The 24,298-nt window shown below is 64.5% G+C and carries 26 protein-coding genes; 23 read left to right on the forward strand and 3 right to left on the reverse strand.

The genetic code is table 11. The features are described from left to right. Positions 1-99 precede the first annotated feature (99 nt). From ACFOOQ_RS16220 to ACFOOQ_RS16245, 6 genes are all read left to right on the forward strand, one after another. Positions 100-1,857 (forward strand): relaxase/mobilization nuclease domain-containing protein, encoded by a 1,758-nt coding sequence (locus tag ACFOOQ_RS16220; RefSeq protein ID WP_379728543.1) that lies wholly within the window; start codon positions 100-102, stop codon positions 1,855-1,857. A 29-nt stretch (positions 1,858-1,886) separates the two neighbouring features. Further along, positions 1,887-3,878 (forward strand): conjugal transfer protein TraG, encoded by a 1,992-nt coding sequence (locus ACFOOQ_RS16225; protein WP_379728545.1) that lies wholly within the window; start codon positions 1,887-1,889, stop codon positions 3,876-3,878. Between the two features lie 9 nt (positions 3,879-3,887). Continuing rightward, complete coding sequence (locus ACFOOQ_RS16230) at positions 3,888-4,331, forward strand: ribbon-helix-helix protein, CopG family (RefSeq protein WP_379728547.1); 444 nt, start codon at positions 3,888-3,890, stop codon at positions 4,329-4,331. A gap of 135 nt (positions 4,332-4,466) precedes the next feature. Beyond that, entirely contained in the window at positions 4,467-6,308 is a 1,842-nt protein-coding gene (gene dsbD, locus ACFOOQ_RS16235) for a protein-disulfide reductase DsbD (protein ID WP_379728549.1), read from the forward strand. Next, positions 6,305-7,108 (forward strand): prolipoprotein diacylglyceryl transferase family protein, encoded by an 804-nt coding sequence (locus tag ACFOOQ_RS16240; RefSeq protein ID WP_379728551.1) that lies wholly within the window; start codon positions 6,305-6,307, stop codon positions 7,106-7,108. Before dsbD ends, ACFOOQ_RS16240 begins: the two co-directional genes overlap by 4 nt. A gap of 312 nt (positions 7,109-7,420) precedes the next feature. Next, positions 7,421-8,032, forward strand: a complete 612-nt coding sequence (locus ACFOOQ_RS16245) for a L,D-transpeptidase (protein WP_379728553.1) — start codon at positions 7,421-7,423, stop codon at positions 8,030-8,032. 409 nt (positions 8,033-8,441) lie between these two features. Here the strand turns inward: ACFOOQ_RS16245 and ACFOOQ_RS16250 are convergent, their stop codons facing one another. Both ACFOOQ_RS16250 and ACFOOQ_RS16255 read right to left on the reverse strand, forming a co-directional pair. After that, the gene (locus ACFOOQ_RS16250) at positions 8,442-8,903 is read right to left on the reverse strand and encodes a DsrE family protein (protein WP_379728555.1); all 462 of its coding nucleotides are present in this window, start codon (positions 8,901-8,903) and stop codon (positions 8,442-8,444) included. Between the two features lie 27 nt (positions 8,904-8,930). Beyond that, positions 8,931-10,031 (reverse strand): c-type cytochrome, encoded by a 1,101-nt coding sequence (locus ACFOOQ_RS16255; protein WP_379728557.1) that lies wholly within the window; start codon positions 10,029-10,031, stop codon positions 8,931-8,933. Positions 10,032-10,046: 15 nt separating this feature from the next. Between ACFOOQ_RS16255 and ACFOOQ_RS16260 the strand changes: the two genes are divergently transcribed. From ACFOOQ_RS16260 to ACFOOQ_RS16315, 12 genes are all read left to right on the forward strand, one after another. Further along, entirely contained in the window at positions 10,047-10,610 is a 564-nt protein-coding gene (locus tag ACFOOQ_RS16260; protein WP_379728559.1) for a LysR family substrate-binding domain-containing protein, read from the forward strand. A gap of 213 nt (positions 10,611-10,823) precedes the next feature. After that, the gene (gene trbB / locus ACFOOQ_RS16265; RefSeq protein WP_449265814.1) at positions 10,824-11,759 is read left to right on the forward strand and encodes a P-type conjugative transfer ATPase TrbB; all 936 of its coding nucleotides are present in this window, start codon (positions 10,824-10,826) and stop codon (positions 11,757-11,759) included. Further along, on the forward strand, positions 11,756-12,088 hold the full coding sequence (locus ACFOOQ_RS16270) for a TrbC/VirB2 family protein (protein ID WP_379728563.1): 333 nt from the start codon (positions 11,756-11,758) through the stop codon (positions 12,086-12,088). The genes trbB and ACFOOQ_RS16270 overlap by 4 nt, the downstream gene beginning before the upstream one ends. Before the next feature lie 8 nt (positions 12,089-12,096). Further along, the gene (locus ACFOOQ_RS16275; RefSeq protein ID WP_449265815.1) at positions 12,097-12,369 is read left to right on the forward strand and encodes a VirB3 family type IV secretion system protein; all 273 of its coding nucleotides are present in this window, start codon (positions 12,097-12,099) and stop codon (positions 12,367-12,369) included. A 12-nt stretch (positions 12,370-12,381) separates the two neighbouring features. Continuing rightward, positions 12,382-14,850, forward strand: coding sequence for a conjugal transfer protein TrbE (trbE, locus tag ACFOOQ_RS16280; protein WP_379728567.1), 2,469 nt, complete (start codon positions 12,382-12,384; stop codon positions 14,848-14,850). Continuing rightward, positions 14,847-15,614 carry a P-type conjugative transfer protein TrbJ gene (trbJ, locus tag ACFOOQ_RS16285; protein WP_379728569.1) on the forward strand — a complete coding sequence of 256 codons (768 nt, stop codon included), beginning with the start codon at positions 14,847-14,849 and terminating at the stop codon, positions 15,612-15,614. The genes trbE and trbJ overlap by 4 nt, the downstream gene beginning before the upstream one ends. Positions 15,615-15,624: 10 nt before the next feature. Next, positions 15,625-15,978, forward strand: coding sequence for a putative entry exclusion protein TrbK-alt (gene trbK-alt / locus ACFOOQ_RS16290; protein WP_379728571.1), 354 nt, complete (start codon positions 15,625-15,627; stop codon positions 15,976-15,978). A gap of 4 nt (positions 15,979-15,982) precedes the next feature. Beyond that, positions 15,983-17,353, forward strand: coding sequence for a P-type conjugative transfer protein TrbL (gene trbL, locus ACFOOQ_RS16295; protein WP_379728573.1), 1,371 nt, complete (start codon positions 15,983-15,985; stop codon positions 17,351-17,353). Next, positions 17,353-18,042 (forward strand): conjugal transfer protein TrbF, encoded by a 690-nt coding sequence (gene trbF / locus ACFOOQ_RS16300; protein ID WP_379728575.1) that lies wholly within the window; start codon positions 17,353-17,355, stop codon positions 18,040-18,042. Before trbL ends, trbF begins: the two co-directional genes overlap by 1 nt. Then, positions 18,039-19,088 carry a P-type conjugative transfer protein TrbG gene (gene trbG / locus ACFOOQ_RS16305; protein ID WP_379728577.1) on the forward strand — a complete coding sequence of 350 codons (1,050 nt, stop codon included), beginning with the start codon at positions 18,039-18,041 and terminating at the stop codon, positions 19,086-19,088. Before trbF ends, trbG begins: the two co-directional genes overlap by 4 nt. Further along, positions 19,085-20,326 (forward strand): TrbI/VirB10 family protein, encoded by a 1,242-nt coding sequence (locus tag ACFOOQ_RS16310; protein ID WP_379728579.1) that lies wholly within the window; start codon positions 19,085-19,087, stop codon positions 20,324-20,326. The genes trbG and ACFOOQ_RS16310 overlap by 4 nt, the downstream gene beginning before the upstream one ends. Then, positions 20,326-20,577 carry a DUF2274 domain-containing protein gene (locus ACFOOQ_RS16315; RefSeq protein ID WP_379728581.1) on the forward strand — a complete coding sequence of 84 codons (252 nt, stop codon included), beginning with the start codon at positions 20,326-20,328 and terminating at the stop codon, positions 20,575-20,577. The genes ACFOOQ_RS16310 and ACFOOQ_RS16315 overlap by 1 nt, the downstream gene beginning before the upstream one ends. An 85-nt stretch (positions 20,578-20,662) precedes the next feature. On the opposite strand, the gene ACFOOQ_RS16320 is transcribed toward ACFOOQ_RS16315, so the two are convergent. Continuing rightward, complete coding sequence (locus ACFOOQ_RS16320; protein WP_379728583.1) at positions 20,663-21,076, reverse strand: MerR family transcriptional regulator; 414 nt, start codon at positions 21,074-21,076, stop codon at positions 20,663-20,665. A gap of 78 nt (positions 21,077-21,154) precedes the next feature. Here ACFOOQ_RS16320 and ACFOOQ_RS16325 point away from each other — a divergent pair, with 78 nt between their 5' ends. The 5 genes from ACFOOQ_RS16325 to ACFOOQ_RS16345 all read left to right on the forward strand — a co-directional run bounded on the left by ACFOOQ_RS16325 (position 21,155) and on the right by ACFOOQ_RS16345 (position 24,295). Next, positions 21,155-21,553: a mercuric transporter MerT family protein gene (locus tag ACFOOQ_RS16325; RefSeq protein ID WP_379728585.1), complete on the forward strand. Its 399-nt coding sequence runs from the start codon at positions 21,155-21,157 to the stop codon at positions 21,551-21,553. A gap of 11 nt (positions 21,554-21,564) precedes the next feature. After that, on the forward strand, positions 21,565-21,903 hold the full coding sequence (locus tag ACFOOQ_RS16330) for a heavy-metal-associated domain-containing protein (protein ID WP_379728587.1): 339 nt from the start codon (positions 21,565-21,567) through the stop codon (positions 21,901-21,903). A 4-nt stretch (positions 21,904-21,907) separates the two neighbouring features. Next, complete coding sequence (merF, locus tag ACFOOQ_RS16335) at positions 21,908-22,138, forward strand: mercury resistance system transport protein MerF (protein ID WP_379728589.1); 231 nt, start codon at positions 21,908-21,910, stop codon at positions 22,136-22,138. 9 nt (positions 22,139-22,147) lie between these two features. After that, a complete protein-coding gene (merA, locus tag ACFOOQ_RS16340) occupies positions 22,148-23,572 on the forward strand; it encodes a mercury(II) reductase (RefSeq protein WP_379728591.1) in 1,425 nt (474 codons plus the stop codon). 369 nt (positions 23,573-23,941) lie between these two features. Then, entirely contained in the window at positions 23,942-24,295 is a 354-nt protein-coding gene (locus ACFOOQ_RS16345; protein WP_379728593.1) for a hypothetical protein, read from the forward strand. The last annotated feature ends 3 nt before the right edge of the window (positions 24,296-24,298 follow it).

A 24,298-nucleotide genomic window follows, 5' to 3' on the forward strand; every position in this document is an offset into this window, starting at 1 on the left:
TGCATGGCGGTCGGTCGCGGGCATGAAGCCCGGTTTTTGCGAAGGATTTCAAGGCTTCCGTATGCACGGGCCTGAATTGCCACTGCCCGGAGCCTCAATATGAGCGAGGGCGACAGCGATTTTCGTGTCCGGCCAGGGCGCATCAAAACCACACGCGCACCGAAGGCGAAGAGCTTCCTCAACCAGGTGCTGCGGGCCGCGAAGAAGGCGGGCCATACCGGCGTGCCGGCGTCAGGCAGACGCGCTTCCGGCTATGGCCGATCGACCTTCGGCCGGGGACGCGGCAGTTTCAGCCGCAGCCGCCTGTTCTCATCGTCCCGCCGCGTTGTCGTCAAGGCGCGCGTCGTGCGTCACCAGGGCCGGTCCTTCCGCTCCGCGCCGCTGTCAGCGCATCTCTCCTATCTCAAGCGCGAGGGCGTCAGCCGGGACGGAGAAAAGGGCGTCATGTTCGACGCCGGCTCCGCTCGCGCCGACGACCTCGCCTTTGCCGATCGCTGCAAGGACGACCGGCATCATTTCCGGCTCATCGTCTCGCCCGAGGACGCCGGCGAGATGACCGACCTCAAGGCCTTCACGCGCGACCTCGCACTGCAGATGGAAGCCGATCTGGGGACGCGGCTCGACTGGGTCGCCGTCGATCACTGGAACACCGATAACCCCCACGTCCATCTGCTCGTGCGCGGCGTGGACGAGACCGGCGCCGATCTCGTGATCTCGCGCGACTACATCAGCCGGGGCCTTCGCTCGCGCGCCGAGGATCTGGTGTCGATCGAGCTTGGCCCGAAGCCCGAGCATGAAATCCGCAATGCTCTGGAGAAGGAAGTCACCGCGGAACGCTGGACGCGACTCGATGTCGAGATCCGCGGCCACGCCGACGACGTCGGCGCCATCGACCTTCGCCCTGGGTCAGACGGCCCCGCCGATCCCGAGACCCGCCGGCTGATGATCGGCCGCCTTCAGCATCTGGAAAAGATGGGGCTCGCCGCTTCGGCCGGTCCCGGCGAATGGATGGTCGGGCTGGAAGCCGAACGCCACCTTCGCGATCTCGGCATGCGCGGCGACATCATCAAGACCATGCACCGCGCCTTCACCGAGCGCGGCCAGGATCGCGGTGTCGCCGACTATGTCATCGAGGACGGCGCCGGCTCGCCGATCATCGGCCGGCTGGTCGATAAGGGTCTCCACGACGAGCTGACCGGCGAAGCCTATGCCGTCATCGACGGCACCGACGGCCGCGCCCACCATGTCCGCTTCCGCGGCATCGAAGCCTTCGAGCATGCGCCACCGCTCGGCGGCATTGTCGAGGTTCGGCGCTTCGGCGGACCAGAGGACCAGCGGCCGACGCTTGTACTCGCCACCCGTTCCGACCTCGATCTTCGCGCTCAAGTCACCGCGCCAGGCGCCACCTGGCTCGACCACCGTCTGGTTGAGCGCGAACAGATGCCGCTCTCTTTTGCCGGGTTCGGCCGCGAGGCGCGCGACGCCATGCACGCCCGCGCCGAACATCTCGCTGACGAGGGCCTCGCCCGCCGCCAGGGTCAGCGCATCATCCTCCAGCGCGATTTGCTCAGCACGCTGCGCCGCCGCGAGCTGGACGCCGTGGGCGAGAAGCTGTCGGCCCAGACGGGCCTGCCCCATGTGAAGGCCGCAACCGGCGAGCATGTCTCGGGCACCTATCGCCAGCACCTGACGCTCTCCTCGGGCCGCTTCGCCATGATCGACAACGGGCTCGGCTTCCAGCTCATGCCCTGGTCGCGCGAGATCGAACGCAAACTCGGCCAGCACGTCGCCGGCGTCGCCCGCGATGGCGGCGGCATCGAGTGGAGCCTCGGGCGCAAGCGCGACCTTGGCCTCTAGCCACGAACAAGAAGACAAGGAAGCAGCGCATGTCCGCGACCAAAATCCTCTGGAGCCAGATCACCATCGTCTTCCTGATCGTACTGATCACGACCTGGTCGGCGACGCAGTATGTCGCCTGGCAGCTTGGCTTTCAGGCGCAGCTTGGAGCGCCGTGGTTCAGGCTATTCGGAATGCCGATCTACTTCCCCCCTGCCTTCTTCGCCTGGTGGTTCTCCTACGACGCCTATGCGCCGGAGATTTTCACCAAGGGCGCCTTCATCGCCGCGTCGGGCGGCTTCGTCTCGATCGCGGTCGCCATCGGCATGTCGGTCTGGCGCGCGCGAGAAGCGAAGAACGCCGAGACCTACGGCTCGGCGCGCTGGGCCGAGAAGGGAGAGGTGAAGGCGGCCGGGCTGCTCGGCCCGGATGGCGTGGTGCTGGGCAAGCTGGAGCGCGACTACCTCCGACACGACGGGCCCGAGCATGTGCTGTGCTTCGCGCCGACACGCTCCGGCAAGGGCGTCGGCCTGGTCGTGCCGTCGCTGCTGACCTGGCCGGGTTCGGCCATCGTCCACGACATCAAGGGCGAGAACTGGCAACTCACCGCCGGCTTCCGGGCGAAGCATGGCCGCGTGCTGCTGTTCGATCCGACCAATCCAAAGTCCGCTGCGTACAATCCGCTGCTCGAGGTGCGCCGCGGCGATTGGGAAGTCCGTGACGTCCAGAACGTCGCCGACGTGCTGGTCGACCCGGAAGGTTCGCTCGACAAGCGCAATCACTGGGAGAAGACCAGCCACTCGCTGCTGGTCGGCGCGATCCTGCATGTCCTTTACGCCGAAGCGGACAAGACGCTCGCCGGTGTCGCCGGCTTCCTCTCGGATCCGAAGCAGCCGATCGAGACGACGCTGAAGGCGATGATGACCACGCCGCATCTCGGCAAAGCAGGGCCGCACCCCGTCGTCGCGTCCACGGCGCGCGAGCTGCTGAACAAATCCGACAACGAGCGCTCCGGCGTGCTCTCGACCGCCATGTCGTTTCTCGGCCTCTATCGCGATCCCGTCGTCGCAAAGGTGACGCGGCGCTGCGACTGGCGCATCGCCGATCTCATCGCCGATCCGCGCCCGGCGACGCTCTACCTCGTGGTGCCGCCGTCCGACATCTCGCGAACCAAGCCGCTCATCCGTCTGGTGCTCAACCAGATCGGCCGGCGCCTGACCGAGGACCTGCATGCGAAGGAGCGCAAGCATCGCGTGCTGATGATGCTCGACGAGTTTCCGGCGCTCGGCCGCCTCGACTTCTTCGAGTCCGCACTCGCCTTCATGGCGGGCTACGGAATCAAGAGTTTCCTGATCGCGCAGTCGCTGAACCAGATCGAGAAGGCTTACGGGGCGAACAACTCGATCCTCGACAACTGCCATGTCCGGGTCAGCTTCGCGACCAATGACGAGCGAACGGCGAAGCGTGTTTCCGATGCGCTCGGCACCGCGACCGAGATGAAGGCGATGAAGAACTATGCCGGACACCGCCTGTCGCCTTGGCTCGGCCACCTCATGGTCTCACACTCCGAAACCGCCCGCCCGCTGCTTACCCCCGGCGAGGTGATGCAACTCCCGCCCACCGACGAGATCGTCATGGTCGCCGGCACCGCGCCGATCCGAGCGAAGAAGGCACGCTACTACGAAGATGCCCGGTTCAAGGAACGGGTGCTGTCGCCTCCCGATCCGCAGAAATCCGGGCGCACGTCCCGCGCTGACGGTTGGTCGACGCTCTCCCCACAGAGACCCGACGCGGCGCTGCTGGCCGAGATGGAGAAGACAGAGGGCGACCAGGCCAATGGCGGCCTGCGCCGGGAACCCGAGCTTCCCGATCATGTCGCCATCGTCAAGGAGACGACCGACCAGACGCCGGCGGAGGAGTTCGCGGTTTTGCTCGACGAGGAGCCCGAGGACGTCGCCCGCCAGCGTCAGGCGCTGCGCCGCCAGATGACGGGCGTCGCGCGTCAGGTCTCGCTCGATCCCAATGACGGCATGGTCCTCTAGGAGACGGCGATGCGGGACCGCCTGAACCTCACCTTGCCCGTCGAGATGATCACCCGGATCAACGAGCTGTCGGAACGCAAGAAGATCCCGCGATCGGCCATCGTCGAGGCAGCCGTGGCGTCGTTCCTGTCGCCCGATGCCGCCGATCGGCGCGAAGCCGCCTTCACCCGCCGGATGGATCGGCTCTCCCGCCAGGCCCAACGGATCGAGCGCGATCTCGGCGTCACGGCCGAGACGCTGGCGCTCTTCGTCCGCTTCTGGCTCACGATCACACCGCCATTGCCGGGCGACGCACAGGCCTCGGCTCAGATCAAGGGTCGCGAGCGCTTCGAAGGCTTCGTCGAAACGCTCGGCAAAAGACTTCAGAAGGGCCAGAGCTTTCTACGAGAAGTCCCTGACGACGTAGGCCCCCTCCCGTCCGAGGCGCATAAAGCGGAAGGTCAGGACCCATAGTGCGGCCCTCGTCACTAGCCTTTCTGGCGTTAGCAGCCGATCAGCGCTCTATGGCTCCGCCACTTAAGCCTGCCTTAAGCCACAGAGCCGACGCCTCCGGATAGCCGCCCCTCGCGTATATTCCGGAGCCTGTCCTTGATCGCCAGATTCGTCCAACCGCTGACCACACCTTTCCTGCTGCTCTTCCTGCTGGTGCTGTTTCCCGGGCAGGGTCGAGCACAAGTCATGCCGTTGCCGGCAGATCAGGCCTTCCATCTGTCAATCTCCCGACAGCCGAATGACGCCGTCACCTTCAAATGGACGATCGCGCCCGGCTACTACCTGTACCGCGACCGGATCAAGGTGACGGTCGGCGGAGCGGACATGCCGGCTCCGCTCGTCGGGCACGGCATGTCGAAGGATGATCCAACCTTCGGCCCGACTGAAATCTATCATGATGAAGTCGCAACCACGGTCTTGAGGGACGCCATACCGGCCGACGCCGACAAACTGCTGGTCACCTATCAAGGCTGCCAGGAAGGCGGCATCTGCTATCCCCCGATCACGCGGCATGTCGATCCAATATCGCTGGCACTGACTGATGAGCGCGCGAGGCCTGAGACTGCGGCAGCTGGCGAATGGCAGGCGCCGCCGTCGGCTGAGACGACCCAGGCACTCGGGATCACGCTTGCCGCCGACGAGAACGGCGGACTGATCGCATCTCTGCTGAAGGACGGCGGCGTCCTGTTCGTGCTCGGCAGCTTTCTCGTGTTCGGCATCGCCCTCGCGTTCACGCCGTGCGTCTTTCCGATGTACCCGATCCTGGCGGGCGCAATCGCCCGGGCGGGGGAACGCGTCACGCCGCTGCGAGGCTTCACGCTCTCCGGTGTCTATGTCCTCGCGATGTCTTCGGCCTTTGGCCTGCTCGGGATCGCCGCCGCATGGTCAGGACAGAATCTCCATATGGTTCTGCAGTCGCCGCTTGCCGTCGGGGCTGTCGCGATCCTGTTCGTCGCGCTCGCGCTCTCGATGTTCGGGCTCTACGAGCTGCAGTTTCCATCGCGCTGGGTGACTGCCCTCGGCACAGTTGGACAAGGTAGCCGCGGGTCACTGACGTCCACGGCTGCGCTCGGATTCACGTCCGCACTGATCGTCGGGCCTTGCGTCACCGCGCCGCTCGCCGGCGCGCTGCTCTATATCGCCCAGTCCGGCAACGTCGCGCTTGGCGCCACGTCGCTCTTTGCGCTCGGGATCGGCAAGGGCATCCCGTTGATGATCTTCGGCACATTCGGGCCCCAGGCAATGCCCAAAGCCGGACGCTGGCTTGTCAAGGTGAAGGAACTCTTCGGGCTCGTCTTCCTCGGGCTCGCGATCAGCATGCTTGCCCGCTTTGTGCCCACGACCATCACAAGCGTGCTCTGGGGGCTGCTCGCCATCGGAACAGGGGTCTGGCTCGGCGCAATTGATCTCATCCGCTCCAGGACCTGCATGACCTGCCGCGTCGGCCCGGAAATGCTCGGTATCGGCGTCGCGATCTATGGCCTCATTCTCGTTGCCGCCTCCGTCGGCGGACAGTTTGGTGGCGTTCACATCCCGACCCTATCGAATGACGGTGCCGGGGACGCACCCGCAAAGGAAAGCTTTGTCGCCGTGGCGAATGCGACGGACTTGTCGCAGCGCGTCGCCTCCAGCGCCGGTAGGCCAAGCCTCGTCTATGTCACGGCCGACTGGTGCGTCACCTGCGCCGTGATCGATCGAACGGTCCTTCCGGACGCCACCGTGCGCGACCGCCTGGCAGGCTTCAACCTCGTCAAGATCGACGTCAGCGGCAACACGCCCGAGCAGCAAATGATGATGAAGTTTCTGCGCGTCGTAGGTCCACCAACAATGATCTTCGTCGATCCGAAGACCAAGGAAGTGCCGGCATCGCGACTGATCGGCGACATTACCGTGGACGCACTGCTTGCCTCCGCAGGCAAGGCAGAGAGCATCCAGTGAACGCGGTCGCAATCGGGCCATTGATGTTTTCTGGCGACCGGCTCGCAGCGATCCTTTCGATCGCCACCTTCATGCTGGTCTCCACGATCCTCTCGGCTCGCGTTGATCGCCGGATCCGACACTGGTCGACCCAGGCCCTGATCGTCGGCCTGGTCGCCGCTCGTCTCGGCCACGTCGCCCTTCATGCCGACAGCTTCCTTGCCGAACCCTGGCGCGTCATCGCCGTCTGGCAGGGCGGCTTCTCGATGTCGACGGGTCTGGCAACTGCCGTTTTCGTGACGGCCTTCTATCTTCGCCCCCTGCGCACCGGGCTCGCGGCGGCCTTTACCCTTGGCCTCTCGCTCTTCGTCTGGATCGTCACCCTGCAACTGACGGCGGCGACCGCCGGCCAGCCCGCGCCGACCCTGGCGTTCCAGCAGCTCGATGGCGCGCCGCTGGCGTTCGCCGACACCGGTGGCAAGCCTGTCGTAGTCAACATCTGGGCGACATGGTGTCCGCCATGCCGACGCGAGATGCCCTTGCTTGCCGAGGTCGCGGCTTCGCGTAGCGACGTCACTTTCCTGTTCGCCAATCAGGGCGAAGGACCCGACCAGATCAAATCCTTCCTCGCCACGCAGAAGCTGGCGCTCACCCATGTGCTGCTGGATCAGGGCCTGTCGTTGCCACGCCATTATGGGACGCCCGGCATTCCGGTGACGTTGTTTCTACGCCGGGACGGCACGCTGATGACCGCACATCTGGGTGAGATCTCCCGCGAAGCGCTGAACGACAACATCGCCCGCCTGCAGGAGGCCCCATGATTTGCAGACCAGGCACTCTGCTTCTGGTCCTTCTCGCCATGGATCTCACTGGCTGCATCGCAGGACCGTCGAGCTCGTCCTATTGCCCCATTCCAGAACGCGCAGGCGCATCTGTAGTCATCACCGATCGCGCTCTTTGGACGGTTCCGCCCGCCAAATCACCCGGCCTTGCTGACGACGGCAGCACGACGACCAGCGCCCCATGAAGTCACGCCGGTCGCATCATTTCCGAAAAACCAAGCTTAAGAGTTCCCCCATCAAATGTTGACATCCAGAAGCCTCTCCCTCCTTCCATCCCTGTTTCTCACCAGCATGTTGCTCGCAGCCTGCACCACGACCGAGCCGCGCCTTGCCATGACTGCGCCTGTCCCGAGGGTCAATCCGATCGAAGTCGCCCGCTATGCCGCGCCCCAAGGCGAGAAGTTTCCGGTCGCGCCGATCGACCTTTCCAAGATCGATCCGAAATATCTTCGCCAGCAGGTTGATTATCCAACTGACCAATCCCCGGGCACCATCGTCGTCGATACCGAGGACCGCTTCGTCTATCTCGTGCAGGAAGGCGGCAAGGCGTTGCGGTACGGCGTCGGCGTGGGTCGTGAAGGATTGGAGTTCAAGGGCGCGGCCAAGATCGGCTACAAGCGCGAGTGGCCGCGCTGGACGCCGACGCCCGACATGGTCAAGCGCGAGCCTGAGAAATATGTGAAATGGGAAGACGGGATGGACGGTGGAGCGACAAATCCGCTCGGCGCCCGTGCGCTCTATCTCTTCAAGAACGGCAAGGACACGCTATTCCGGATTCACGGAACAACCGAACCCTGGAGTATTGGTCACGCCGTCTCCTCCGGCTGCATCCGAATGATGAACCAGGACGTCATCGATTTTTATGGCCGCGTGCCTTCAGGCGCAAAGGTCGTCGTGCTGTAGGTCGCCTGGCATAGAACGCACCCAGCACTCGACGCGCGGTCAAACCGCCGGCAGAGCGATCGACTTCGGCCGGGCGGCGACGTGCCTGGGCGACATGACCCATGAATGAACCGGCGACAATGCCGACCACGAACAAACCGATCAGGCTGGCCGGCACGGGGACCTGGGCAGCCCTTGCTCCAGCCCAACACCAAGCCTTGTCGAGTTTCCGCTCATGAAAGTGCCGAACAGCCAGCCGAGCTTCAGAAAACCAGAGCATCGAAATAACCGCCAAGCTCGGCGAGACAGGTCGCGATGATACGTTCGCGACGTCGATGACTGATCACGAGAGGGAAATCACCTCAGTTCTTTTCCGTCAGCAATCATTCTCGAACAACAGGATGATGCCGCAGGATCTCGGAATCGTTTGTCACAGATGGATATAGACGAATCCCATTTGTTGCAGGCGCGCGAGTTCCGCAACGCCACTCGGTACGATATCGTCTTCCTTGACGCCGTATAGCTGGTGCCAATCGAGCTTCCGCTCTCTCAAGGTGTTGGCGCAGACCAGGAAGCGCACGCCCTTTTCGCGCAGCGCATCGATTTGTTTCGCCAGATCCCTATCGCTCTGCGCCATCTGGAAAAGGTCGACGCCGGCGCCGTGATCGACCACGCGGATTTCAACATGATCCTTTCCGACCGCCTCGACATGGTTATTGATGCTGTTCAGCATCCGCTTGAAGTAAGTAGCATTGTCGGGCGCGCCGCCATTATTATGATAGACGACCTTCTGGTCGGTGTAGTAACCGGCTGGAGCGGCGTTCACTGTCGTTGCACTCCATGCCAACAAGGTCATCGCCGCGACAAGTAACGTCTTGAATGATCGTTTCATAGTATCGTCCTCATTATCATCGAGCTGTTACTGCGCCGCCGGCTTGCTCTTTCCACCGGCCCCCGCCTGCCTCAGCGCCTTCAGCCTGTCGCGGATTGGTTGGAAGGGCCCGTATTTGTGCTGGTCTTGGCTGAACCCATCGACATACGGGCCATATCCGGCATCGACGGCCTTCTCGGAGCCGACCGGATAATCCTTGTCGACGTCTTTCTTTTGCGGCCGGTCCATCGACTCCACGTAGGCCGCGACATCCCAGGCCTGCTCGGGCGTGAGCAAGGGCTGATCGTGGGTGGTGCCGTTCGGCATGTTAGAGCGAATGAAGTTCGCGGCCGAGATCAACCGCCCCATCCCAGCGCCATCGTTGAAGCTGCCCGCTCCCCATAGAGGCGGGAACTCGTAGCCCTTGCCGTCGCCAACGGCCCCCACCCGCTTGCCCTGACCGTCGGCGCCATGACAGGCAGCGCAGTTCTCGGCGAATACCTGGGCGCCTGCTTTCGGCTCTGCTGCCCGCGTCAACTCCGGCATCTCGCCAGAGCCGCGCCCCGGCGTCTTTCCGCCGATCGGACGGCCGGTTGAGAGAAACTTGATATAGGCAACGAAGGCTTTCATCTGATCGGAATCGACTGGCAACGGCCGGCCATTGAGACTGCGGGTCATGCAGCCGTTGATTCGATCCTCGAGCGTTCCGACTTCGCCCTCGCGCGCTCGATATTGCGGGAAATCGGCAAAGACGCCGACGAAGGGCAGCCCATACTGTTTTGTTCCCGCTTCGAGGTGACAGCTCTGGCACGACATGTTGCTGCCGGCGAAACGCTTCGCGGGATCGGCCGCTTCGGGTCCGATATGCTTGTAGGTTTCAACGGTTAGGTCGCGGCCCATCCGCACCATCCGGCCCCAGGGATCATCGGGTAGCTTTTCGATGTCGGGGACGGTCCATGCGGCGGCTTGGGTGCCGGCCGTCGCGGCAGCCGAAGACGCGGCGGCCGTGACACCATGCGAGGCGGTCGCTCCACTTGCCGTCTGCCCCATCTCGCCGAACCCGTGTTCGCCGAAATAGGTCAACATTGCCACGAATCCGAAGCCGAGGGCCCCACCGAAGAAGATCTTTGCAACGCTTCGCCAGTTCATGGCGCATTCCTCCCATTGGCCGCGCTGACGCGCCACAAGACCCGCTGGCCAGATGTTCGCATCCACATCTTCGACATGACGCCGCAGGACCAAGTCAAAGCCCTTCATACCGGACTTCTCGACCTCGCGATCGCGCTGGACACAGGTGCGGATCTTGAAATCGATCGTGAACTGATCTGGTCGGAAACTGCCGCCATTGCAGTCCCAGATAATCATGCGTGGAGCACGCTTTCAGAAATCGGGCCCAGTATCCTCGCAGACCAAGCCGTCGTCTTGAGCGGTTCCCCTCATTTGGAGCGCTTCGACCACCGGGTCGTCCGACACCTCGCCGAATGCGGGATAAAGCTTCGCGTCATTGCAGAGACTGAATGCTTTCGAACCAAGCTCTCGCTTGTAAAGGCGGGCGCCGGAATCGCCTTCTTGCCGGAAGGCCTCTCAAATTCCATTGCCGCAGACCTAGTAGTCAAACCTATAGATCTAAGCATCGACGTGTTTGCTGCATGGCCCTCCTACGAGCTGTCGGGGCCGGCAGCAGAGTTTCTGCGTACGATTCCCCAAACCGTCTCCGGGGACGACTAAGCAATCGGCCAACAATCCAAACTCTGATCTCGCCGTTCTCCTGTATTTGCACGCTAGGCTACTACGACGATCTAATCTTGTTGAACCGGCCGGATTTCTGGCTCTTTTACTCATCCCCGATCCAGGGCCGCGCGTCGTGCGCGCCCGCGAAAGAACGGGGACGACGTGGCGGCAGCACACCAGAAATCAGAAGCGATCATGCGGGGTGCGCGCATGCTGCGCACCGCCCTTGGCCCCGCCATCGCCCGGTTCCTGGAAGATCCCGCGATCGTCGAGGTGATGCTCAACCCCGACGGACGGCTCTGGATCGACCGTCTTTCCGAGGGGCTCTCCGATACAGGCGAGCGGCTCTCCGCCGCCGACGGCGAGCGGATCGTGCGCCTGGTGGCGCACCATGTCGGCGCCGAGGTGCATCCGGGTAGCCCCCGTGTCTCGGCCGAGCTGCCCGAGACGGGAGAACGGTTCGAGGGCCTGCTGCCGCCCGTCGTCGCGGCCCCGGCCTTCGCTATCCGCAAGCCCGCCGTCGCAGTGTTCACCCTGGACGATTATGTCGCCGCCGGCATCATGACGGGCGCGCAAGCCAACGCGCTGCGCGATGCCGTGGCGTCCCGGCAAAACATCCTCGTCGCCGGCGGCACCTCGACCGGCAAGACGACGCTCACCAACGCGCTGCTGGCCGAAGTCGCCAAGACGGACGATCGCGTCGTCCTGATCGAGGATACGCGCGAGCTGCAATGCGCCGCACCCAATCTCGTTGCGCTGCGCACCAAGGACGGTGTGGTCTCGCTCTCCGATCTGGTGCGCTCCAGCCTGCGGCTCCGCCCAGACCGGATTCCGATCGGCGAAGTTCGCGGCGCTGAAGCCCTCGACCTGCTGAAGGCCTGGGGCACCGGGCATCCGGGCGGCATCGGCACCATCCACGCCGGCACCGCGATCGGCGCGGTGCGTCGCCTCGAGCAACTCATCCAGGAAGCCGTCGTCACGGTCCCCCGCGCTCTGATCGCCGAGACCATCGATCTCGTCGCCGTGCTTTCCGGCCGCGGCGCTCAACGCCGTCTCGCCGAACTCGCCCGTGTCGATGGGCTGGGCCCGACCGGCGACTACGCCATGACCCACGCAGCATCCAAACCATCGGGAGATCCAGCATGATCCGTCACTCGCTTCGCATAAGTCGTCACATCGCGACGGCGGCCTCCGTCGCCTTCCTGTCGATCGCAGTGGCGCCCGCCGCCCACGCGTCGGGCTCGTCCATGCCGTGGGAACAACCGCTCCAGCAGATCCTCCAGTCGATCGAAGGTCCGGTCGCCAAGATCATCGCGGTGATCATTATCATCGTCACCGGTCTGACGCTGGCCTTCGGTGATACGTCGGGCGGCTTCCGCCGGCTGATCCAGATCGTCTTCGGCCTGTCGATCGCGTTCGCGGCCAGCTCGTTCTTCCTGTCGTTCTTCTCGTTCGGCGGCGGGGCGCTCGTTTGATGGCCGGCATGGTCGACCTCTCGGCCGAAGTGCCCGGCTTCTCCGTGCCCGTCCACCGGGCGCTGACTGAGCACATCCTGCTCGGCGGCGCACCGCGCTCGATCGCCATCCTCAACGGCACGCTGGCCGCGGCGCTCGGCCTCGGCCTTCGGCTCTGGTTGGTCGGCCTTGGCCTTTGGGCCATCGGCCACTTCGCCGCCGTCTGGGCGGCCAAGCGCGATCCGCAATTCGTCGATGTCGTGCGCCGCCATCTGCGCATCCCCGGCCACCTGGCGGTCTGAGGAGGCGCACCGATGCTCAATCTTGCCGAATATCGCAATCGCAACACCCGGCTCGCCGACTTTCTCCCCTGGGTTGCCCTGGTCGGCGACAGTGTTGTGCTCAACAAGGACGGCTCGTTCCAGCGCACCGCCCGCTTCCGCGGCCCCGATATGGATTCCGCCGTGCCGGCCGAGTTGGTCGCCGTCGCCGCCCGCCTCAACAACGCCTTCCGGCGTCTGGGCTCGGGCTGGTCGATCTTCGTCGAGGCGCAGCGCCATGCCGCCGCGACCTATCCCTCCAGCATGTTTCCCGATTCAGCGTCCGGTCTGCTGGACGCCGAGAGGAAGGCAGATTTCGAGGAAGCGGGCACGCATTTCGAGTCGAGCTACTTCCTCACCTTCCTCTATCTGCCGCCGGCCGAGGACGCCGCGCGCACCGAAGCCTGGCTCTATGAGGGACGAGAGCAATCGGGCGTCGATGCCCATGAGATCCTGCGCGGCTTCATCGACCGCACCGATCGCGTGCTGCAGCTCGTCGAAGGCTTCATGCCGGAATGCGTCTGGCTCGATGACGGCGAGACGCTGACCTACCTGCATTCCTGCGTCTCGACCAAACGCCACCGCGTCCGGGTTCCCGAGACGCCGATGTATCTCGATGCCCTGATCGCCGACCAGACGCTCACCGGCGGTCTGGAGCCGAGACTGGGAACGGCGCACCTGCGCGTGCTCACCATCGTCGGCTTTCCCACAGTGACCACGCCTGGATTGCTCGACGATCTCAATCGGCTCGCCTTTCCCTATCGCTGGTCGACACGCGCCATCCTGCTCGACAAGACCGATGCGACCAAGCTGCTGACGAAGATCCGGCGGCAATGGTTTGCCAAGCGCAAGTCGATCGCCGCCATCCTGAAGGAGGTGATGACCAACGAGGCCTCCGTCCTCGTGGACACCGACGCGGCCAACAAGGCGGCGGATGCCGACCTCGCCCTTCAGGAACTCGGCGCCGACTATGCGGGCCAGGCCTATGTGACGGCGACCATCACGGTCTGGGACGAGGATCCGCGCATCGCCGCCGAGAAGCTGCGGCTGGTCGAGAAGATCGTCCAGGGCCGCGATTTCACGGCGATGCCGGAGACGATCAACGCGGTGGACGCCTGGCTCGGCTCACTGCCCGGCCACGTCTACGCCAATGTTCGGCAACCGCCGATCTCCACGCTCAATCTCGCCCACATGATCCCGCTCTCGGCGGTGTGGGCGGGGCCGGAACGGGATGAGCACTTCGGGTCGCCCCCCTTGCTCTATGGCAAGACCGAGGGAAGCACCCCGTTCCGGTTTTCCCTTCATGTCGGCGATGTCGGTCACACGCTTGTCGTCGGCCCGACCGGCGCCGGCAAGTCGGTGCTGCTGGCGCTTATGGCGCTGCAGTTCCGCCGCTATGCCGGCAGCCAGGTTTTCGCCTTCGATTTCGGCGGAAGCATTCGCGCCGCGGCCCTGGCGATGCGCGGCGACTGGCACGACCTCGGCGGCGGCCTGACGGAAGGATCAGATTCCTCCGTCGCGCTTCAGCCGCTGGCCGGAATCCACGAGGTGCAGGAGCGCGCCTGGGCGGCGGACTGGGTCGCCGCGATCCTGCTCCGCGAAGGCTTGGCCGTAACGCCCGACGTCAAGGAGCATCTCTGGTCGGCGCTGACCTCGTTGTCCTCTGCGCCCGTCAACGAGCGAACCATCACCGGCCTCGCCGTCCTCCTGCAATCCAACGACCTGAAGCAGGCGCTGCGGCCCTACTGCGTCGGCGGGCCCTATGGCCGGCTGCTCGATGCTGAAGCCGAGCATCTGGGTGAAGCGTCCGTGCAAGCCTTCGAGACCGAGGGCCTGATCGGCACCGGCGCCGCGCCCGCGGTCCTCGCCTATCTGTTCCATCGCATCGAGGACCGGCTCGACGGCCGGCCGACATTGCTCATTGTCGATGAAGGCTGGCTCGCGCTCGACGACGAAGGCTTCGCCGGCCAGCTCCGCGAATGGCTGAAGACGCTGCGCAAGAAGAACGCCAGCGTCATCTTCGCCACGCAGTCGCTGTCCGACATCGACAATTCCGCCATCGCGCCCGCGATCATCGAGAGCTGCCAGACCCGTCTGCTGCTGCCGAACGAACGCGCGATCGAGCCGCAGATCACCACGATCTATCGCCGCTTCGGTCTCAACGACCGCCAGATCGAGATCCTCGCGCGCGCCATGCCGAAGCGCGACTACTACTGCCAGTCACGACGCGGCAACCGGCTGTTCGAGCTGGGCCTGTCCGACGTTGCGCTGGCGTTCTGTGCCGCGTCGTCGAAGCAGCACCAGGCGCTGATCGCCGAGGTGTTCGCCCGGTCGGGCCGCGACGGCTTCCTGCACGAATGGCTCGCCGAATGCTCGCTCGGCTGGGCGGCGGACCTCATCGCCGACCTCACCAACGTCAGCTCCCAGACCGTCATTCCCACCAGCCAGGAGGTATCGTCATGACCCGCTATCGCTCCCGCACGCGCGCCGCCCGGCTCGCTCTGTTCATCCTGGCCGCGCCGCTGGCGCTGACGCCGATATTCGCACCTCCGGCCGCGGCGCAATGGATCGTCTACGATCCCACCAACTATGCGCAGAACGTGCTGACAGCGGCCCGCGCACTGCAGCAGATCAACAACCAGATCACCTCGCTTCAGAACGAAGCGACGATGCTGATCAACCAGGCCCGCAATCTCGCGAACCTGCCGTTCTCCTCGCTCCAGCAGCTTCAGCAGTCCGTGCATCGGACACAGCAGCTCCTCCAGCAGGCCCAGCGGATCGCCTACGACGTCCAGAACATCGATCAGGCGTTCCGCACCACCTACGGCAACGCCTCGATGACGGCTTCCGAACAGCAGCTCGTCGCCCAGGCGAAGGAGCGCTGGCAGAACACCGTAAGCGGCCTGCAGGACTCCATGCGCGTCCAGGCCGGCGTCGTCGGCAACATCGACACCAACCGGACGCAAATGTCGGCGCTGGTCGGTCAGAGCCAGGGCGCGACGGGTGCTCTTCAGGCGACGCAGGCCGGCAATCAGCTTCTCGCGCTCCAGGCGCAGCAACTCGCCGACCTCACGGCCGTCGTCGCGGCCAATGGCCGGGCGCAGGCGCTCCAATCCGCCGAGCAGGCCGCGGCGGCCGATCAGGGCCGCGAGCAGCGTCGTCGCTTCCTTACTCCCGGCGCCGGATATCAGCCCGGCAATGCCCGGATGTTCCCGAGCGGAAACTGAGGGCGCGACCATGGACGGAAAGATGTTCGCCCGCCTCGGCGCCATCGTCTTCATCGCCGTGGCCGTCACCGCCACGGCGATCGAGATGACCAGACACGAGGACGCGCCGATCTACCAGAGCGTCGATCGATCCGGCGCCGAGAGCGTCGATCCTCTGCGGGCCGAACTCATCCGCTGCGCAGGGATCGGCGAGGCCGGTCCGCGCGACCCTTCCTGCCTGCGCGCCTGGGCCGAGAACCGTCGCCGCTTCCTGGCTCCCGGGGTCCGCCCCGCCGAGCGGTTGCCCGATGCACCGCAGTCGCCGCACCCGACGGCGACCATCCCGGCGCCGGCGGCTCCGCTCCAACCCGAAGAAGTCAGGTAAGATCATGGGCGGCACCGGCGTCATCGACCATTTCCTGGAGGTCTTCACCCGCTACATCGATTCCGGCTTCGGGCTGCTGAGCGGTGAAGTCGCGTTCATCGCCACGACGCTGATCGTCATCGACGTGACGCTCGCCGCCCTGTTCTGGAGCTGGGGCGCTGATGACGACATCATGGCGCGGCTGGTCAAGAAGACCTTGTTCGTCGGGGTGTTCGCCTACCTCATCGGCAATTGGAACAACCTCGCCAGGATCGTCTTCGAGAGCTTCGCCGGCCTCGGCCTGAAGGCATCCGGCACGGGCTTTACGACGGCCGAACTTCTGCGCCCGGGCAAGGTTGCGCAAACCGGCCTCGATGCCGGCCGGCCGCTGCTGGAGTCGATCTCCGGCCTGATGGGCTACTGGTCGTTCTTCGAGAACTTCATCCAGATCGCCTGCATGTTCCTCGCCTGGGCGCTGGTGCTGCTCGCCTTCTTCATCCTCGCGATCCAGCTCTTCGTGACGCTGATCGAGTTCAAGCTGACGACGCTCGCGGGCTTTGTCCTCATTCCCTTCGGTCTCTTCGGCAAAAGCGCCTTCATGGCCGAGCGCGTGCTGGGCAATGTCATCTCGTCCGGCATCAAGGTCTTGGTACTCGCTGTCATCATCGGCATCGGCTCGACTCTTTTCTCCGAGTTCACCGCCGGCTTTGGAGGCGCAACGCCGACCATCGACCAGGCCATGGCGATCGTGCTGGCCGCGCTCACACTGCTTGGCCTCGGAATTTTTGGGCCTGGAATTGCCAATGGTCTGGTGAGTGGCGGTCCTCAACTCGGCGCGGGTGCGGCCGTCGGAACCGGTCTTGCAGCTGGCGGCATGGTCGCCGCCGGCGCCGCTACCGTAGGAGCCGTTGCTTCCGGCGGCGCGGCGGCGATCGGCGGTGCGGCCGCCGCTGCGCGCGGTGGGGCTGCCCTCGCGGGCGGAGCGTCCACCGCCTACAGCCTCGGCTCGGCGGGCCAGTCGGGTGCGGCGGGCGTCGCTTCCGGTCTCGGTCGCGTTGCACGCGCAGGCGCTTCCGCCGCTGCCTCTCCGTTGAAGCGCACCGCGTCGCGTGCTGCCGACAGCATGAAGTCGAGCTTCTCTGCCGGCGCCAAATCCGCCTTCGAGGCGACGGGCGGCTCCTCGACCGCGGGCACGATTGGTGGCGAGACGGAGGCCGCCAACGACGCCTCCGCCAGTCAGAGCGCCTCTTCCCGTCAGGGACCGCCCGACTGGGCCAAGCGCATGAAGCGCTCTCAGAACATCACGCATGGCGTCCAGGCCGCCGCGCATGCGGTCCGCTCTGGTGACAGCCATGGCGGCGGCTCTTCCATCAACCTTTCCGAAAGCGACCGCTGATGAACCTCTTCAAACGACCAGCAACCCATTACGGCAAATCCCCCGAACCCGAGACGCCTTATCAGCGCGCCGGCCAGGTCTGGGACGACCGCATCGGCTCGGCCCGCGTGCAGGCCAGGAACTGGCGCTTGATGGCGTTCGGCTCGTTGATCCTGTCGGCGGGCTTCGCCACCGCGCTTGTCTGGCAGTCGGCGCGCGGAACGATCGTGCCCTGGGTCGTGCAGGTCGATCGCCTCGGGCAGTCGCAGGCCGTCGCACCCGCGATTGCCGACTATCAGCCGACCGATCCGCAGATGGCCTGGCATCTCGCACGCTTCATCGAACAGGTCCGCTCGATCCCGGCCGACGCCATCATCGTCAGGCAGAACTGGCTGCGCGCCTACGAGTTCACCACCTCGGCCGGCGCGATGGCGCTCAACGATTATGCCCGCGCCAACGATCCCTTCACCAAGGTCGGCAAGCAACAGATCTCGGTCGACGTCTCGTCGGTCATCCGCGCGTCGCCTACGAGCTTCCGCGTCGCCTGGATCGAGCGGCGCTATCAGGACGGCGCTCTCGCCGAAACATCGCGCTGGACCGCCATCCTCACCATCGTCGTGCAGCCGCCGCGCACCGCCGAAAAACTCCGCGCCAATCCGCTCGGAATCTACGTCAACGCCATCAACTGGTCACGGGAGCTGGGACAATGAAGTCGTCTTTCCGTAAAGCCGGAAATCCGGCTTCACACACATACGTCTCTCCGGCTTTGCGCAAAGCCGCGCTGCCGATCATTCTCCTCGCGACAACCGCGCTCGCCGGCTGCGCCACGGCGCAGAAGCCGCCCGAGATCAGCTATGACGACGCAGCGCCCGCCGTTCAGACGGTCGATCCCCCGGCGCCCGTCACCGTGGTCGAACTTCCCCGGCCGCTGCCACTCCCCGGGCAGATGAAGCCGGTCGAAACGACGCGGAGCGCGCCAGAGCCGACCGATCCAGCGGCTCGCGTCAATCAGGCCAATGCCGCCGCGCGCATCCAGCCCGTCCGTAACGGCTTCATCAACTCGATGCAGGTCTATCCGTTCACACAGGGCGCGCTCTACCAAGTCTACACCGCCGTCGGGCAGATCACGGACATCGCACTCCAGCCCGGCGAGCAGCTCGTTGGCTCCGGACCCGTCGCCGCCGGCGACACCGTGCGTTGGATCATCGGCGACACAGAAAGCGGATCGGGCGCGACGCGACAGATCCATATCCTGGTGAAGCCAACCCGCGCCGAGCTCATGACGAACCTGGTCATCAATACCAACCTGCGCACCTACCACATGGAGCTGCGCTCGACCGAGCGCACCTATATGGCTTCGGTCTCCTGGCAATATCCGCAGGATCAGCTCATCGCGCTGCGCCGTCAGAACACCGAGGCGCAGGCTGCCCAGCCAGTCGCCACCGGCATCGATCTGTCCCGTGTCAATTTCCGCTACGAGATCGATGGCGACCGCGCGCCGTGGCGACCGCTCCGCGCCTTCGATGATGGCCGCCAGGTGTTCATCGAGTTTCCACGCGGCATCGGCCAGGGCGAGATGCCACCGCTCTTCGTCGTCGGGCCGGAGGGCAACACCTCCGAACTGGTGAACTACCGGGTCCGCGGCAACCACATGATCGTCGATCGGCTCTTCGCCGCCGCCGAGCTGCGCTTCGGCGCGGGCGATCGCCAGAAGCGCGTGCGCATCACCCGCACCGACGGGAGGCCGGCATTGTGAGCGACATCGATCCCCGGAAAGAGGAAGGGCCTGAACCGGACAATGTCGAGCAGCCTCTGATCGGCGAGCCCGCGCCGCCAATGCGGCTGCGCGCCGAGGCGCCGCGCGTCACGCGCTTGTCGAGGAAGGTGTTGGCCGGTCTCGGTCTCGTCGCCAGCCTCGGGATCGGCGGCGCGCTGATCTACGCGCTCCAGACCCGCGACGGCGGCCGGCCCAATGAAGAGCTGTATTCGACCGACAATCGCGCCACCGCCGATGGTCTTGCCGGTCTGCCGCGTGACTATACGGGGCCGGTGCTGGGGCCGCCGCTGCCCGGCGATCTCGGCCGCCCGATCCTCGATGCTCAGACCCGAGGCCAGCCGGTCCCGGTTCCCGGCATGGCGACGCCCAGCCCAGGCCTCAGCGCAGAGGAACAGCGCCGGCTTCAGGAACTGGAGTCGGCGCGGACAGCGCGGCTGTTCGCGTCCACGGAAACCAGGACGACCACGCCCGCGGCGGCCTCACCAGGCGCGACGCCGATCGCCAATCCCCAACTGCCTCTGCCCGATCTGACGAGCCTCGGCCTTGCACCGCAGCCCGCCACTCCGACCGCCCAGGACCGTCAGCTTGCCTTCCTCAACGTCGCCGCCGATCGGCGGACCGTCTCCCCGGATCGCGTCGCGGCCCCGGCATCGCCGAACATTCTGCAGGCCGGCGCGGTGGTCCCGGCGGCGCTGATTACCGGCATACGCTCTGACCTTCCCGGCCAGATCACCGCCCAGGTGACCGAGAACATCTACGACAGCCCAACCGGCCGCATCCTGCTCGTGCCGCAGGGCACGCGTATCATCGGCCAGTACGACAACGGTGTCGGCTTCGGCCAACGCCGCGTGCTGTTGGTGTGGAACCGGCTCATCATGCCGAACGGCCGCTCGATCGTGCTTGAGCGCCAACCCGGTGCCGATTCTGAGGGGTATGCCGGCCTCGAGGATGGTGTCAACTATCACTGGGGCGAACTGTTCAAGGCCGCCGCGCTCTCCACCATCCTCAGCGTTGGCGCTGAGGCAGGATCGTCCGGTCAGGACAGCGACATCGTGCGGGCGCTGCGTCAAGGCGCGTCAGATAGCGTCAGTCAGACCGGTCAGCAGATCGTCAGCCGCCAGCTCAACATTGCGCCGACGCTTACGATCCGCCCGGGATTCCCGGTCCGCGTGATCGTCACCCGCGATTTGGTACTCGAACCCTATGGAGGATCATGATGGCGAAGCTGAAACTGGGACCGATTACCGACGACAAGCCGGTTAAGGTGACTGTGGAACTCCCCGCAGCACTTCACCGGGATTTGGCTGCCTACGCCGATGCTCTCAGCCGCGAGCAGGGGCGGCCGATCACCGATCCTGTGAAGCTGATCGTGCCGATGCTGGAGCGGTTCATTGCGACGGATCGGGGCTTTTCGAAGACGCGCCGGGACAGAGAGAGTGCGCATCAACCACCGTCAGCGAAGGACTAGCCGTTTGTGATTGAGGCTTCCTTGCAATCGTGGGGAGAGAGCCCGCCCCAGTGCGCGGCACCGATAGAGATCGTGAACGTCGTCTTCACGAAGCGAGCGCCTCAAGAATGGGACACTCCGGCACCTCATCGCCCGAGCACTGGGCGGCCGTCTTGGCGAGAATGGTCTCGATACGGCGAAGGTCCGCGATCTTGGTGCGAACATCGGTCAGGTGGTGCTCGGTCCTGGTCTTCACCTCGGCGCAGGTCTGCGTGCCGCCATCGACCAAATCGAGAAGGCCACGGATGTCCTCGATCGAAAAGCCAAGTTCGCGTCCGCGCAGGATGAAGCGTAAGCGGCGAACATGAGCGTCGTCATAGATCCGATAGCTGTTGACATTGCGCGGCGGCTCCAAAAGGAGGCCGATCTTCTCGTAATAGCGGATGGTCTCCAGATTGCAGCCTGTCCTGCGCGCCACGTCACCGCGTTTCAGTCCCCTCCTGATTCCGTGATCCACCATGAGAAAAAAAAACCTCTTGAGCCTGTAGTTACTACAGAGCTTAACGTGTCCTCGACTCGAAATGAAGGGAGATTTTGAATGCGTAGTTCCAGCTCGAATCTTGTCGGCTCGCCAGGCGTCGGCAGCGCTGATAAGCAGCGTGACGGCTGGCTTGTAGCGGGCGGCGTCGCCGGCGCTATCCTTGCGTCCGCCTGCTGTGTCGTGCCGCTGCTGCTGGTGACGCTAGGCGTGTCCGGCGCCTGGATCGGCAACCTGACCGCGCTGGAACCCTACAAACCTTATGTGGCGACTGTGACGCTGGGCCTGATCGGGCTTGGCTTCTGGCGTGTCTATTTCCAGCCCAAAGCCGCGTGCGAGGAAGGCTCCTACTGCGCCCGCCCTCAATCCTCGCTCATCACCAAGTCTGCCCTCTGGATCGGTGCGGTCGTGACCTTGCTTGCCGTCACTATCAGCTGGTGGGCTCCCCTCTTTTACTAGGAGACGTAACCATGAAACGAAACATGAAGACCGCCGCCGCAACGATCGGTCTGGCGGTTGCAGGAATACTGTCGATAGGCGAATTGGTTCCGTCCTCCGCACTATCGGCCTCGGCGCAGGCCGCCACAACCGCTCAGCGGGCGGTATTCACCATCGAGAACATGACCTGCGCCTTGTGTCCGGTAACCGTCAAGAAGGCGATGGAAGGCGTGGCGGGTGTTAAATCGGTTGCCATCGATTTTGACGCCAAGACCGCAACGGTCACGTTCGATCCGTCCAAAGCGACGGTTGCCGCCATCGCTCAAGCCTCGACCAACGCGGGATATCCCGCGCACGCGACGAAAAGCTGACGAGATGAACGACCGGACACTCCTCAGTGCCGGCCTCATCGGGACGGTGATTGCGGCGCTGTGCTGCTTCACCCCGGTGCTTGTGGTGCTGGCGGGCGTGGTCGGCCTGTCGGCAATCGTCGGCCACCTCGACTATGTCTTGCTGCCGGCACTGGTCTTTTTCATCGGCCTCGCCGTCTACGCCATGCGACGTCGACCAATCCACGCCCGCGCTACTGGCCAAGCCAAGAAATAGAGGAAATTCATGTCCGACTGCTGCACGCCGCGAAACAACAGCCGTTACGATCTTGCCGTCATTGGAGCGGGGTCTGCAGGATTTTCCGCCGCTATCACCGCTGCGGAACAAGGCGCAAGTGTCGCCCTGATTGGCCACGGCACCATTGGCGGCACCTGCGTCAATGTTGGCTGCGTTCCTTCCAAGACCATGATCCGCGCAGCAGAAGCCCTGCATGGGGCCCGCGCCGCGAGCCGCTTTCCCGGCCTTGCGGGTGAGGCCCATGTCAACGACTGGCGTCAGTTGATCGCAGCGAAGGATGATCTGGTCACCACACTCCGGCAGATGAAATACATCGACCTTTTGCCTGAATATAATGGGGTGGCCTATCTCGAGGGCGCGGCGCGCCTCACCGAGAATGGCGTCGCGATCAACGGCAGCGACATCGCCGCCGAGAGGGTTATCATTGCGACCGGCTCGTCGCCCGCCGCGCCGGATATCCCGGGCCTGGCGGACGTGCCTTGGCTGACGAGCACGACCGCTCTGGATCTCACCGAGCAGCTTGGCTCGCTTCTGGTCGTCGGCGGTGGCTACATCGGCTGCGAGTTGGCGCAGTTGTTCGCCCGCGCAGGGACGAACGTGACACTCGTTACGCGCTCGCGTCTTGTTCCCGAGGCAGAGCCGGAAATAGCCGAGGCACTGACCCGGTATCTGACGGATGAAGGCATTACGGTTCGCGCCGGGCTTACCTATTCCCGCATCGAACACCGTGATGGGAAAATCGTGCTTACCATTGACGTAAGTGGCAAAGCGGAAACGCTAACAGCCGAGCAGGTCCTGATGACCACTGGCCGAACCCCAAACACGATTGGCCTTGGGCTGACGGAAGTCGGTGTCAAATTGGCGTCCCATGGCGGCATCGTCGTGGACGACCGGATGCGCACTTCTAAATCGGGCATCTATGCTGCCGGCGATGTGACCGGGCGTGACCAGTTCGTCTACATGGCGGCCTATGGTGCAAAGCTCGCGGCGCTGAACGCCCTCAACGGCAACAGCCTCGCCTACGACAATGCGACGATGCCCTGGGTTGTGTTCACCGATCCGCAGGTTGCGGGCGTGGGCCTGACCGAAGCCGCCGCGAAATCGAGGGGCTTTGAGACGAAGATATCCATCGTACCGCTCGACCAGGTACCGCGCGCGCTGGCGGCTAGGGATACACGCGGTTTGATCAAGCTCGTCGCCGATAAGAAGACCGACCGTCTTCTGGGTGCCCAAATCCTCGCACCAGAAGGCGCCGACAGCATCCAGACCATGGTGCTGGCGATCAAATTCGGGATGACCACTCATGACCTCGGTGCCACGATCTTTCCCTATCTCACCACAGTCGAGGCACTAAAGCTTGCGGCGCAAGGCTTCGGGAAGGACGTGACGAAGCTCTCGTGCTGCGCTGGGTGAGGACAAACAAGATGTAGTCTTTCGCAGTCAGGCGTCTGTGCACACGTTCCATGGATCGCAACCTGGCCCAGGTCCTGATCCTCCATCGTGTTCAATCATTCTTGCCTAGCTCACAAATTCGAAAATCGGGAACGATATGCGACGATTTGATTCGAAGTTTCGGAGTCAACCTTCTCGGTGCCGAGTTCCCCAGGAGCAGATCAACACGCTTGATCCCAACGAGCGCGTCCTGGTGTCCGGCCGATCCTGGGTCGGCCGTCGCATTTCGCTGGATCGGTCGAGTTGGCCTCTGCTTCATCTGCCAGTATCCATAGCGTCCTCGTGCTGGCCGACTTCCCGGAACGTTGCGCCTATGGCATGGTTCGGTCCATGAAAGTCGGCATTTGGCTCCGCAGGCTGCTCCCGATCCTTGCGATCGTGGGGCTCGTCGCCGGACCGTTCACCGCACCGGTGACGAGCGCCGCGATGGCGGCCGCCTCTGATATGTCCATGCCCCAGATGGCGGACGACATGCCCTGCTGTCCGCACGAGAAGCCGGCGGTTCCGGACTGTCAGAAGACCTGCCCATTGATGGCGACGTGCATGGCCAAGTGCTTCTCGGTCACGCCGACACTTTCGAGCCTGGCCTTCATTTTTTGGGATCAGAGCGATGCCATGCGCCCGAGCGACGTCTTGGGCGACGCGCTCGCGATAGAGCCCCCAGCTCGACCTCCTCGAACCTAGAAC

The organism is Ferrovibrio xuzhouensis (genome assembly GCF_042648965.1).
Lineage (GTDB): Bacteria > Pseudomonadota > Alphaproteobacteria > Ferrovibrionales > Ferrovibrionaceae > Ferrovibrio > Ferrovibrio xuzhouensis.